A 12,926-nucleotide genomic window follows, 5' to 3' on the forward strand; every position below is an offset into this window, starting at 1 on the left:
GGAGGCGGGGCGCCAAAAGCCGTCCCGAGCATCCGCGACTGGCTCCTCTCCGGCCGACGGCTGGAGAGGAGCCGGCTCCGTCAGTCGCCGAGCGCCACCGAGAACACGTGCAGATCTCCTTCCTTCGGCAGCGTGACGGACGCGATCCGCTTGCCCTCCGGCACTTCGTACGGCTGGGTCGCGAACACGTACACCGGTGCGCCCTTACCGTTCGGTGTGTTGCGGTACTGCGTCTTCGCCACGACGGTGTTGCCGTAGACCGGATCCGAGCCGCCGCCCGGCAGGGTCCAGTCGCCGAAGGACAGGTCGGCCTGCGCCGTGGTGCCGTCGGTGAACGTGACCGCGGCGCTCCCCTTCTGATCGCCGTTCGTGGCCGAGCCGACGAACAGGAGCCGCTTCGCGTCCTTGGCGTCGGCCGCGATGTCGAGCGTCTGGCCGTTCGCCGTGATGTTGTCCGGCCGGGTGGCGGGCGGGCCGGGCCAGACGAAGGTCGTGCCCGAGGCCTCCATGTGGGCACCGCCCACAAGTCCGGCGGCCGCCAGAGCCTGCCGCGAGTAGCTGTTCCCGGCGCCGTCGTAGTCGGCCTCGGCTGTTCTGCCGTCGTTCGACACGCCCGTGCCCGAGTACGCGCCGGCGAGGGCCGCGGTGACACCGCCGTCCTCGGCGACCAGCACGATCGCGGTGCGGTGCACGGCGCTGCCGCTCCCTCGGACGGTGAGCGGCAGCTCGTAGTAGCCGGGGTCGATGCCGGCCGCCGCCGTCACCGTCAGGTCCGCGGTGCCGGAGCCCGTGCGCGGGTCGAGGGCGACGCCTGCGCCGGACACCGTCAGTCCGGCCGGGGCGTTCGCGGTGACCGTCAGTCTGCGGTCGTGTCCGCCGAGCCGCTGCGCGTGCACCGTGAGCTTCGCGCCGTCACCGCCCGGGGCGGCGATCACCTGGTTCGGTGTCGCGTACGCCAGGAAGTCCTGCTCGCCCTCCCGGTACGACGGCGGCTCCGCCCTCGCCGATGTCGCCCAGGACCTGTCCGGCGTCCCGGACAGGTCGAAGTCCAGCCGGCCGCCCTTCGTGACCGCGGACCGCGGCAGGTGGGTGCGCTCCCAGTCGTGGCCGCCCAGCCGCAGCCCGTGCACGTACGGCGTGCCCGCCGCGGCCTTCGGAGCACGGATGTCCAGGTCGCGCCCGGTGCCCGGCAGATCCAGGACCGCACGCGGGAACAGCGGGCTGTGCACCGACAGGTCGGAGGTGCCCGGGGTGGCGGGGTAGAGGCCGAGGGCGGCCCAGACGTACCAGGAGGACTGGGCGCCGAGGTCGTCGTTGCCCGGTTCGCCGTCCGGGGTCGGGCTGAAGAGGGTGGTGGCGATCCTGCGGACCGTCTCCTGGGTCTTCCAGGGCTGTCCGACGTGGTTGTAGATCCACGGGACGCCGAAGTTCACCTCGTTGCCGGCCCACATGTACGGCTCGTTCGGCCCGGCGTTGAGCTTGGTGAAGAAGGTGTCGAGACGCTTCGCCGTGGTCGCGCGGCCGCCCATCGCCTGGATCAGGCCGGCCGTGTTCTGCGGCACCAGCCAGTTGTACTGCGCCGCGTTGCCCTCGTCGAAGCCGTCCTGGCCGAACCTGCCCTGTGCCGGCGGCTGGTAGCCGGGCCCGTCGGGGAAGCGGCCGTCCTCGCCGCGCGGGGAGAGGTAGCCGGTGGCCGGGTTGAGGATGTTCTGCCAGTTCTGACCGCGGCGCGTGAAGGCGTGTGCCGTGTCCTTGTCGCCCGCCGCCTTCGCCAGTTGGGCGATGCCGAAGTCGTCGATCGCCCATTCGAGGGTGACCGAGGCGCCGACGCGGGCGTGGTCGCCGCGCACGACGCTGTTGTTCGCGTATCCGCGCTCCACGTACTCCTCCACACCTGGCCGCTCCTGATACGCACCGGGTGTGCCGTCCACCGAGGTCGCGCCCTTGACCAGGTACTTCAGCGCGGTCTTCAGGTCGAAGTCGCGGGCGCCGTAGGCGTACAGGTTCGCGATCAGCGCCACGGAGCTGTCACCGGTCATCTGGCCGGTGTAGTCGTTCGCGAGCGGCCAGCGCGGCCACCAGCCGCCCTGCTCGGCGTCGTTGACGAGCGACTGCGCCATGTCGCTCGCCTGCTCGGGGAACAGCATCGCCTGGAGCGGGGCGAGGCTGCGGTAGGTGTCCCAGTCGGAGAAGTTGGCGTACTGGGTACGGCCCTCGGGCAGCGTTCGGATCTTGTCGTCGAAGCCGATGTAGCGGCCGTCGGCGTCGTTGAAGGTGTTCGGGTGCATCAGCGAGTGGTAGAGGAACGTGTAGAACATCTTCCGCTCACCGGTTTCGCCGCCCGCGATCCGGATCTTGCGCAGTGCCTCGGTCCACTCGGACCTGGTCTGCTTGCGCACCTCGTCCAGGCTCCAACCGGGCATCTCCGCGGCCATGTTGGCCTTGGCGCCGTCGACCGAGACGTACGACATGGAGACCTTGGCGCGGACCGTGCGTTCGTTCGACGTGTCGAAGGTCAGGTAGGCGCCCGCTTTGGGGGCGTCGACCGCATCGCCGCCCTCGGTCACCGTCCTGCCGTCCCAGGTGCCGTGGGCGGTGAAGGGGCGGTCGAAGGTGATCGCGTAGTGGACGGTGTACTCGTTGCCCTTGCCGCAGAAGTCGCCCGTGGTCGCGGAGCCGGTGACCTCACGGTCGCCGTTGATCCGCAGCTCGGCCTCCTTGTCGCCGGCCAGGCTGCCGCCGCCCTTGACCAGTACCTGCGCCTTGCCTGCCGCCTGTGCGGGGAAGGTGAACGCGGCGAGCCCGGTGCGGGTGGTGGCGGTCAGCTCGGTGCGTGTCCTCGCGTCGTCGCCGGTGGTCACGGCGTAGTAGCCGGCCTCCGCCTGCTCGTCGGTGTGCGTGAACTTCTCGGTGCGGGCCCACGGCGAGGCACCGACGTCGCCGACGACCGGCAGCAGCGGCACGTCACCGAACGCGGTGCAGCCGACCGATGCGTGATCGAGGCTGAAGCCCTTGATCCTTTCGCTGTGGTACTGGTACCCGGCGTAGGAGCCCTCGGTGTCGGGGGAGAACTGCATCATGCCGAACGGGGTCGACGGACCTGGGAAGTTGTTGATCTCTCCCACCGACTCGCCGCCCCTGCCGGTGCCGATGAGCGGGTCCACGTAGTCGGCTGGATCCTCCACCAGTTCCGCCTGGTGTGTGGACAACGTTGTCGTAGACCTTGATAACGATGTCAGAGCGGAGGCGGGCGCAGCGGATCCCGCCGCCAGTACTGCCACGCATGCGGTGACGGCTGCGACTTTCGTTCTGAAGCGTTCCACTGTGCGCCTCCTGTGCGACGACGTCTCGACCACACACGGTCAAGCATGTCCACGCCAAGGTCAAGGCCGTACGCACAGGTCGGCTCGCCCGCCACGAGGACCAGGAACCCTTCCTGCGCGCGGCCACCCCCGGGATGTCGAACCTGCGCATCCGGCCCGACGGCGAGCACACTCTCTACCACCACGCCGTGGAACGCGACGCCTTCACCGCGGACTGGTTCACCGGCCACCTCCGTACCAACAGTTGGGCACCTGCATGGACTTCACCGTCGAGACCGCCACCGCCGCGGTCGTGGAAAGCTTCAGGAACACCGGGGATCCGCGGCTGCGGCGGGTGCTGGAGAGCCTGACCCGTCATCTGCACGACTTCGTCCGGGACATCGAACCCACGCTGGAGGAGTGGGAGGCCGCGATCGGTTTCCTCACCGCCGTCGGAAAGCAATGCGACGACACACGGCAGGAGTTCGTCCTTCTCTCCGACGTCCTGGGCGTCTCCATGCTCGTGGAGACCCTGAACGGCGACGAACACGGCACCGAGAGCACGGTCCTGGGCCCCTTCCACATGACCGTCTCCCCGCGCCGTGAACTCGGCGACTCCATCGACCTGTTGGGCACCGGCCGGCCGTGCGTGACCTCCGGCCGGGTGACCAGTACCGACGGCACGCCCCTGCCCGGCGCCGAACTCGACGTCTGGCAGTGCACCGAGGACGGCTTCTACGACGTCCAGCAGCCCGACGTCCAGCCGCCCGGCAACGGGCGGGGCCTGTTCCGCACGGACGAGGAGGGCCGCTACTGGTTCCGCGGCGTGATCCCCTCCCACTACCCGATCCCCACCGACGGCCCGGTCGGCGGCCTGCTCCGGGCCACCGGGCGCCACGCGTACCGGCCCGCCCACATCCACTTCATCGCGAGCGCCGACGGCCACCGGCCGGTCACCACCCACGCGTTCGTCGCGGGCAGCCCCTACATCGACTCCGACGCCGTCTTCGCCGTGAAGCGCGGCCTCATCACCGACTTCGCCGAGTCGTACGACACCGAGGACGCCGACCGCTTCGGAGTGACCGCGCCCTTCACCCACGCCCGGTTCGACATCGTTCTGGCGCAGGAGAAGAGGGCAACGCGATGAGCTTCACCTACGAGGCCCTGCCCATGCGGGTGGTCTTCGGCGCCGGGAGTCTCGCCCAAGTCCCTCAGGAAGCAGAGCGGTTGGGGCTGCGCCGGCTGCTCGTGCTGTCGACGCCGACTCGGCGGGGGCTCGCCGAGCGCATTGCGGCGCTGCTCGGGGACGCCTGCGTGGGCCGCTTCACCGACGCCCGGATGCACGTACCGGCCGACATCGCCGCGGCGGCCGTCAAGACCGCACGTGAGACCCGCGCCGACGGTTGCCTGGCCGTCGGGGGCGGCTCCACGATCGGCCTGGGCAAGGCGATCGCCCTGGAGACGGGACTGCCCGTCATCAGTGTCCCCACCACCTATGCCGGCTCCGAGATGACGCCCGTCTGGGGCCTCACCGAGAACGGCCGCAAGCGCACCGGCCGCGACCGTGCCGTCCTGCCGCGCAGTGTGGTCTACGACCCCGAACTCACCCTCCGGCTCCCGGTCGGCGCGTCGGTGACCAGCGGCTTCAACGCCATCGCCCATGCCGTCGAAGCGCTGTACGCCCCGGACATCTCCCCGATCGTCTCCCTGATGGCCGAGGAAGGCGTCCGTTCACTGGCGGCCGCGCTGCCCGCCGTCGTCAAGGACCCCCATGACCTCCCGGCCAGGACGGAGGCCCTGCGCGGGGCCTGGCTGTGCGGGGCCTGCCTCGGCGCCACCACGATGTCGCTGCACCACAAGCTCTGCCACATCCTCGGCGGCACCTTCGACCTGCCGCACGCCGAGACCCACACGGTCCTGCTCCCGTACGTCGCCGCCTTCAACCTCCCGGCGGCACCGGAGGCCGACCAGGCGCTGCGCCGCGCCCTGGCCACCACCGATGTGTCCCTGCACCTGGCCCGTACCTCCGTCGGGCTCGGTGCCCCTCGTTCCCTCGCCGAGATCGGTCTCGCCGAGGAGCACGTGGACGAGATCGTCGGGCAGGCGGTGGGGCAGCCGTACGCGAACCCTCGCCCGGTGACGGCCGAAGCCGTACGTTCCCTGCTCACGGACGCGTTGCACGGCACTCTCGCCCCCGGATCGTGAAGACCCGCCCACCGGGGATCACCGTCACAGGATGCTGGAGATGAAGGTCCGCGTCGCCTCGTGGACGGGGGCGTCGATGACCTGGGACGGCGGCCCCTGTTCGACGAGCCGGCCCTCGGACATGAAGACGACCTCGTCGGCGACACCGCGGGCGAAGCCGATCTCGTGGGTGACCACGATCATCGTCATGCCCGTGGTGGCCAGCCGCTTCATGACGCCCAGCACCTCACCGACCAACTCGGGGTCCAGCGCCGAGGTCGGCTCGTCGAAGAGCATGACGCTGGGCTTCATGACCAGGGCGCGGGCGATCGCCACGCGCTGCTGCTGGCCGCCGGAGAGTGTGCTCGGATAGACGTCGGCCTTGTGGGCCATGCCCACTTCCTCCAGCGCCTCCAGGGCATCCGCCATGGCCTGGCCCTTGTCCACCCCCTTGACCCGGCGTGGCGCCTCGATGAGGTTCTCCATCACCGTCATGTGCGGGAAGAGGTTGTACGACTGGAAGACCATGCCGGTCTTGGTGCGCTGCCTGGCGATGGCCGAGGGCGGCAGTTCGTGCAGCTTGTCGCCCTTGATGCGGTGGCCGATCACCTCGCCCTCGACGATGACCGTGCCGCTGGAGGGCCGTTCGAGGTGATTGATGCACCGCAGCATGGTGCTCTTGCCGGAGCCGGACCGTCCCAGGAGGACGACCACCTGGCCGCGGTGCACCTCCAGGTCGACGCCCTTGAGGACTTCGACGGCGCCGAAGCTCTTGTGGAGGTCGATGATCCGGACGATCGGATCGCCCTTCGGGGCCTCGGTGACGTGGGTTGTGGACTCTGTTGCGTTCATGGGAGCTTCACCGGTCCTTGTCTCACGCCGGAGTCGGGTTGTCGTTCGACCGGGACGGCCGTGGGCGCCGGGAAGAGGTGCGCGACCGGAACTTCGCGAATCCGCTCGGCCGGTGTGCCGCGATCTGGACGCCTCGCCCGTAGTGACGCTCGATGTGGCTCTGGGCGTAGGACAGAACCGTGGTGCACAGCAGGTACCAGAAAGAGATCACCACGAGCAGCGGGATCGTGCGGAAGTTCTGCGAGTAGATCAGCTGCGCCGAGTACAGCAGGTCGGCGAGGGCGATGATGCTCACCAGCGAGGTGTGCTTCAGCATCCCGATGACCTGGTTGCCGGTGGGCGGGACGATCACCCGCAGGGCCTGGGGCAGGACGACCCGGTAGAAGGTCAGCCATCGGTTCATGCCGAGCGCGAGGGCCGCCTCCGTCTGGTGCCTGGGCACCGAGAGCAGGCCGCCGCGCACGATCTCCGCCATGTAGGCCGATTCGTTGAGGGTCAGGCCGATGATGGCCACGGGCCACAGTGTGAGCAGGCTGTTGGTGGGTGCGCCGAGGAGCTCGGGGCCGCCGAACGGCACGCTGAGCGACAGCCTCGGGTAGAGGGCCGAGAGGTTGAACCAGAAGATCAGCTGGACGAGGAGCGGTGTGCCCCGGAAGAACCAGAGATACGCACCCGAGAGGTACGACAGCACCCGGTTCTCCGACATCCGGCACGCGGCGAGCACGATGCCGAGGATGATGCCGAGGGTCATGGACACCGCCGTGAGGATCAGCGTGGTGCCCAGGCCCTTCATGATCTCGGGGTTGAACAGATACTCGCCGACCGTCGGCCAGTCGAAGTTGTCGTTGGTCGTCACGGAGTAGGCCAGGTCGGCCGCGACGAGGAGGACGAGCAGGGCGGCCAGACGCCGGCCCTGGTAGCGCATGGGCACGATGTCCGAGGGTGGGACGGCGGACGGATCCACGTGAGTGGAGTCCATGGTGGCAGCATGTTTCATGAGTCGACTTCCCTCGGTCAGCCGGCGGAGGCCGGAAGGATCTCGGCGCCCCGGATCAGACCCTTGCCGCCGTTCCACTTGTCGAGGATCTTCTGCAGCCGGCCGTTCCCGATCAGATGATCGGTGGCCAGCCTGACCGCTTCGGCGAACTTCGCCGTGTCGTCGTTGCGCGGCAGGACCAGGCCGGTCTTGTACTTCGGGGCCCAGGGCAGGTCGACGAGCTTGAACTGGTTCTTGGACTGGCTCATGACGTAGGCGATCTGGCTCGCGCTGCTCACCGCCGCGTCGACCCGGCCTCCCTTCAGGGCGAGGTTGACGTTCGCCTGCGAATCGAAGGTCTTGACGGTGAGCGCGGCCTTGCCCGCGCTCTTGCACTCCCCGGCGACCTTCTGGGCCAGAGCGGCCTCGGCGGAGCCGAGCGACGCGGCCACGGTGAGACCGCAGAGATCGGTGTTGGCCTCGGCGCTGGTGATCTTGCTGTCGGCGGGCACCATGAGGGCGTCGTCCGAGGAGTGGTTGGTGACGAACGTGACCGTCTCCAGGCGCTCGTCCGTCGCGTAGATCTCCCCGGTCGCGGCGTCGTAACGGCCCGCCTGGAGGCCGGCGATGATGCCGTTGAACGGCACGATCTTGACGTTGACCTTCAGACCCAGGACCGCGGCGATCTGCCGCACGTTCTCGACGTCCCAGCCGGTGGGCGTCGCACCGTTGGCGGGCTCGATCACCGCGGGCGGGTAGGTGGCGGCCGCGATGGTCAACGTCCCCTTCTGAGCTATCGACTTGGGGACCATGGCGGCGATCGAGGCGACCTTGTTCGACGCCTTGTCCGACCCGGACCCGGCGGACTCCGCATCGGACGAACCGCATGCCGCGGTCGACCCGATCAGGGCGATGGAACCGACGATCGATCCGAAACGAATCAGCCGTGAAACGCGCACACGTGTCATGACTCTCCCTTGACTGATGGGCCAGAGCGGATCGGCAGCAACAGGACCTTGCTCGCAAACGACCCAGGGCTCGGTGGTGGCTCGTAACTTGGCACCTTCTGCAAGGCCTGACAAGATGTGATCACAGATCTTTTTGCTTCGTTATCTTTTATACCGGCTGTGACCTGGGCAAATATCGCTTCGGTAAAAACACGGGAGCGAGTGCGGGCGATGGTGAAGATCGCGAAGGCGGCGCGCCGGTGGTCGGGGCGGCCTCGGAACGTGGCGAATCAGCCACGGCAGGTGATGGGTGAGACGGTTCCCGGGCGGGTGGACCGGCGTGGCCGGCCCCCCTTTCCGCTCAGCTCAGGGCTTCGAGCTGCGCCTTGATCCGGTCGGAGGCGGCGAGGATCGACTCGTCGTTGGCCGTGACGGCCGCCTCGACGTCGTTGCTGTCAACGGCCGCGACCAGGCGTTCCTGGTACTGCCACAGGGTGTCGTAGCTCTGCGTGCCGAGGGCCCCCCGTGCGCCGACGATCTTGTAGGCGCGACAGTGCTGCCACAGGGTGCGGATGATGTTGAGCATCACCGGGTTGCCACCCGCCTCGTAGAGGATGGCGAGGAGGGCCTCGTCGTGATCGAGGTACGGGACGATGGCACCCTCGACGAGTGCCTGGCGCATCAGCTCGTACTCGTGACGCATGCGGGCCACGTCTTCCTTGCCGATCAGCGCGGCACCGCGACGCGCGGCCTCGACCTCCAGGAGGCGACGCGTTTCGTAGACGTGCAGCAGTTCGGCGAGGTGCAGCCCCTTCACCACCGAGCCCTTGTGCGGGACCCGTTCGGCGAAGCCGGACTCCTCGAGGCGCCGGATCGCCTCGCGCACCGGCATCACGCTGGTTCCGACCTCGGCGGCGATGTCACGGATGCGCAAGCGGTAGCCGGCCGGGTACTCGCCGCTGGTGATCGCCTCGTGCAGAACCGCGTACACCTGGTCGGTCAACGAGGCCGCCGGCTCGACACGCTTGGACATGCGCACGACTCCTCCCCAACCTTTGGAAACCCCCGGGACACTTTGTGATCACATCATAAGGTTGCGGGTTCCCTGGGCGTCAGCGGCCCGTGGATCCGCGGGCCGCATGCGTGGCCTGCCCGCCAGGGTGGTCCACAGGTACGGGGCGACGTCGTCCTCGGACAACTGGGCGATCATGTAGCGCACACAGCGCTCGATCTTGACCCGCCACAGCCGCGCGGCCTCGTTCCCGTCGGCGTCGAGCAGCGCTTGATGGACGGCGCTGTCCTCGTCGGCGATGGTGTCGCAGGCCTGGCTGTAGTCCATGTCCAGGACCGTCACGAACATCCGCAGACGTGCCGTGAGCCGCTCGAACGTGCCGGCGGCCTGCGGCAGGTCCGCGATCCGCGCGAGCGCGTCCTGATACCGCAGGTCCACTTCCCGGATCCGCAGATGATCGTTGTCCCGCGCGGCCCCCCGTACCTCCGCCAGCGCCGCCGAGGCCGGGGCCAGATTCTCGCGGCCCAGCATCGCGATACGGCGCATGAGCAGCGCGCCCAGGCTGGCCCGCAGGGCGTAGAGGTCCAGTACGTCCTTCGCCGTGACGGCCGGGATCGCGGTCGCACCGCCCGGCAGCAGGTCGAGCATGCCCTCCTCGACCAGCGCGTGCAGACCCGCGCGCACGCTCCGGCGGGAGAGGTCGAGCCGCACCGCGAGCGGCGTCTCCCGGACGCGGTCGCCGGACCGGTAGCCGCCGGTGAGGAGCGCTTCACGCAGCATGCCGACGACAGGGTCGGTGGTGATCGGGGCGCCCGGGGAAGTGACCTGCACCGCTGAGCTCGCGGTCGTGTGGTCGAGTGCGCGCGGTTCCGGGACGATCGAGTCGTTTGCAGGGCCGCAGATGGCCGGGGCGGCGTACGACGGTCGCGGAGTGGCGACGCGGGCGAACGGCGCGGCGGACGGGGTCCAGGTGGTGGACCAGGTCAGCAGCGCGTCTCGGAGGCGGGGCAGGTCGGACGACGCCTCATGGGGGAGCCGGTCGTCGTCGGCGAGGAAGCGGTGGGCTTCCTCGGTCCAGGCCTCGGAGCCGGGCGCGCGGTGCCAGCGCGGGTACGAGGGCACGGCCGGGTCGGGCCGGTCGGGGCCACCCGTGCCGTCCTCCGGTACGCCGTGGGCCAGCAGATGCACGCTCGCCCCGGCACCGGCCGCCGACCTGACCTGCTCCACGAACGCGCGCAGCACGGGGTCGTCCGCCCCGATGTGCCTCCCGCCCCGCAGAGCGGCGAAGGCGCAGGCCACGGACAGGACGTGGGCCGCCTCGTGGTCGGGCCCGAACAGCCGGCCCGCAGCGGTCGTGCCCGAGGGGCGCCCGGCGCCACCGCGCCCGGCCCGGCCCGTCACGGCGAGCACGCACACCGGCGGGGCGACGAACAGGCCGATCACCTCCTCGGCGTGGCCCGGCAGGGACCAGGCCCGGCGCGGGCCGGCCGCGACCCGCTCTCCCGGCCGGGTGCGGTAGGTGCGCCAGATCCGGCTCACCGTGGACTGGCTGAGGCCGGTCTCGGCCGCCATCGAGCGGGTCGACCAGCCGCGCCGGGCGCCGGGCGGCGGCGGGGTGAGGGTGCGGACGAGGACATGTGCGACGGCGTCGTCGTCGGCCGTGGGCGGGCGGCCGGCGCGGGGCTGCTCGTCCAGGCCGGCCAGCCGGTCGGCGAGGAAACGGGCGCGCCATTTGGTCACCATGTCGCGGGAGACGCCGAGGCGTTCGGCGACGGCGGTGTTGGTGGGCTCGTCCGCGCAGGCGAGCACGATCCGGGCGCGCAGGGCACGAGCCTGTGAGCAGGTGCGGCTGCGGGTCCACAGCAGCAGTTCGGTGCGTTCGTCCTCGGTGAGGACGACGGCATCGCGGGGACGACCGGCCATACGGCAACCGTAGCCGAACTTCTGACTCGAACACACCCAGGGACAGGGTGCCGCACCACGGGCATTGTTGGCGGCCCCCGGCCTTCACATACTTCGTTGCCATCCGGTGGTCACACCGCCGGCGTCCCCACGAAACCGCGAGTTCTCCACGATCGGCGAGCCCGGCCGACCCCGCCCCCACCCGCCGGGCGGGCGGCACACGAGCTCCCGCACCAGCACAACAACCCCGACCTGGCCCGGACCTGCCCTGAAACGGGCATGTCCGGGTTCCGCTCCCGGAGGCTGTGATGACAGTAACCGCAGGAAACCGAGTGGATGACGCGCCCCTGTCGCGCTTCCACAAGAAGCTGGCGCTGTACTCCTCCGGGGGGCCGTTCCTCGACGGCTATGTCCTGAGCATCATCGGCGTCGCCATGGTGCAGATCTCGCCGCAGCTGGATCTTTCGTCCTCCGCCGAGGGACTGATCGGCGCGTCCGCGCTGATCGGCATCTTCCTCGGCGCGTTCGTGGGCGGCTGGCTGACGGACAGGTTCGGCCGCCAGGTCCTCTACACGATCGACCTGGTCGCCATCATCGGCTGTTCCGTCGCCCAGTTCTGGGCCACCGACCCGGTGTGGCTGTTCGTCCTGCGACTGCTGATCGGCATGGCGGTCGGCGCGGACTACCCCATCGCCACCTCGCTGCTGGCCGAGTTCACCCCGCGCCGTTACCGGGGTCCGCTGCTGGGCGGCCTGGTCGTCATGTGGTTCGTCGGTGCCGCGGTGGCGTACATCGTGGGCGAGCTGCTCCTGCAGACCGGCGACGACGCCTGGCGGTGGATGCTTGCCAGCGCGGCGCTGCCCGCGACGGTCATCGTGCTGCTGCGCCTCGGTACCCCCGAGTCCCCTCGCTGGCTGGCGAACAAGGGACGTGTCGACGAGGCCGAGGCCGTCCTGAAGAAGGTCTACGGCCCCGAGGCGACCATCGCCGACCTGCCGGAGGAGCAGGAAGAGCGCGAGAACGTCGACCTCAAGGCGATCCTGCGCGCCGGCTACGGCGGCCGGATGCTCTACATCTCGGTCTTCTGGACCTGTTCCATCGTCCCGCTCTTCGCCATCTACGCCTTCGGCCCGAAGATCCTGGGCGCGCTGAAGCTGGAAGGCTCGCTGGCCAACGTCGGCTCCGCCCTGATCACCGTCATGTTCCTCATCGGCTGTGTGGTCGCCCTGCTGTTCGTGAACCGCATGGGGCGGCGCCCCCTGGTCATCCACAGCTTCGTCTGGTCGGGCCTGGCGCTGCTGCTGCTCGGTGTCTTCCCCGACGCGCCCGCGGCCGTGATCATGGTGCTCTTCTCCGGGTACGCGCTCATCATCGGCGGCACCCAGATCCTCCAGTGGATCTACCCGAACGAACTGTTCCCGACCGAGGTGCGCGGCTCCGCCGTGGGCCTGGCCTCGTCCGCCAGCCGGATCGGCGCCGCCGTCGGCACCTACCTCGTCCCCATGGCGCTGACCAGCTGGGGCATCGGCGGCACCATGCTCGCCGCCGCCGTCATCAACGCCGTGGGAGCCGTCGTCTCCGTCTTCTGGGCGCCCGAGACGCGCGGCATGGCCCTGCACGAGGCCGCCGCGCTGACGCCCAGGCCGGAATCCGCCGCCCGCCCCGCCGCGGTCTGACCCTCACCGTCGCGACGGGCCCCCACCTGGTGGGGGCCCGGGGCAGCTCGCGCCCGCGGGCCGGGCGGTTCGCAC

At 69.9% G+C, this 12,926-nt stretch carries 9 protein-coding genes; 3 read left to right on the plus strand and 6 right to left on the minus strand.

The annotated features are described in order from the left end of the window. Positions 1-80: 80 nt before the first annotated feature. Positions 81-3,209 carry a GH92 family glycosyl hydrolase gene (locus ACLZN2_RS19750; RefSeq protein ID WP_416979812.1) on the minus strand — a complete coding sequence of 1,043 codons (3,129 nt, stop codon included), beginning with the start codon at positions 3,207-3,209 and terminating at the stop codon, positions 81-83. Between the two features lie 370 nt (positions 3,210-3,579). Here ACLZN2_RS19750 and ACLZN2_RS19755 point away from each other — a divergent pair, with 370 nt between their 5' ends. Continuing rightward, on the plus strand, positions 3,580-4,449 hold the full coding sequence (locus tag ACLZN2_RS19755; protein ID WP_416979813.1) for a dioxygenase: 870 nt from the start codon (positions 3,580-3,582) through the stop codon (positions 4,447-4,449). Next, positions 4,446-5,507 carry a maleylacetate reductase gene (locus tag ACLZN2_RS19760; protein WP_416979814.1) on the plus strand — a complete coding sequence of 354 codons (1,062 nt, stop codon included), beginning with the start codon at positions 4,446-4,448 and terminating at the stop codon, positions 5,505-5,507. The genes ACLZN2_RS19755 and ACLZN2_RS19760 overlap by 4 nt, the downstream gene beginning before the upstream one ends. 24 nt (positions 5,508-5,531) lie before the next feature. Here ACLZN2_RS19760 and ACLZN2_RS19765 read toward each other — a convergent pair whose 3' ends face one another. From ACLZN2_RS19765 to ACLZN2_RS19785, 5 genes are all read right to left on the minus strand, one after another. Further along, positions 5,532-6,338 carry an amino acid ABC transporter ATP-binding protein gene (locus tag ACLZN2_RS19765; protein ID WP_416979815.1) on the minus strand — a complete coding sequence of 269 codons (807 nt, stop codon included), beginning with the start codon at positions 6,336-6,338 and terminating at the stop codon, positions 5,532-5,534. Between the two features lie 22 nt (positions 6,339-6,360). After that, entirely contained in the window at positions 6,361-7,317 is a 957-nt protein-coding gene (locus ACLZN2_RS19770) for an amino acid ABC transporter permease (RefSeq protein ID WP_416979816.1), read from the minus strand. Positions 7,318-7,352: 35 nt separating this feature from the next. Then, positions 7,353-8,282: an ABC transporter substrate-binding protein gene (locus ACLZN2_RS19775; RefSeq protein ID WP_416979817.1), complete on the minus strand. Its 930-nt coding sequence runs from the start codon at positions 8,280-8,282 to the stop codon at positions 7,353-7,355. Between the two features lie 340 nt (positions 8,283-8,622). After that, a complete protein-coding gene (locus tag ACLZN2_RS19780) occupies positions 8,623-9,294 on the minus strand; it encodes a GntR family transcriptional regulator (RefSeq protein WP_416979818.1) in 672 nt (223 codons plus the stop codon). Positions 9,295-9,342: 48 nt separating this feature from the next. Further along, positions 9,343-11,196 (minus strand): helix-turn-helix domain-containing protein, encoded by a 1,854-nt coding sequence (locus ACLZN2_RS19785; RefSeq protein ID WP_416979819.1) that lies wholly within the window; start codon positions 11,194-11,196, stop codon positions 9,343-9,345. 311 nt (positions 11,197-11,507) lie between these two features. Here ACLZN2_RS19785 and ACLZN2_RS19790 point away from each other — a divergent pair, with 311 nt between their 5' ends. Further along, positions 11,508-12,851: an MFS transporter gene (locus tag ACLZN2_RS19790; protein WP_416979820.1), complete on the plus strand. Its 1,344-nt coding sequence runs from the start codon at positions 11,508-11,510 to the stop codon at positions 12,849-12,851. Positions 12,852-12,926 lie beyond the last annotated feature (75 nt).

Origin of the sequence: Streptomyces sp. T028, from assembly GCF_048159505.1 — a bacterium.
Classification (GTDB): Bacteria; Actinomycetota; Actinomycetes; order Streptomycetales; family Streptomycetaceae; genus Streptomyces.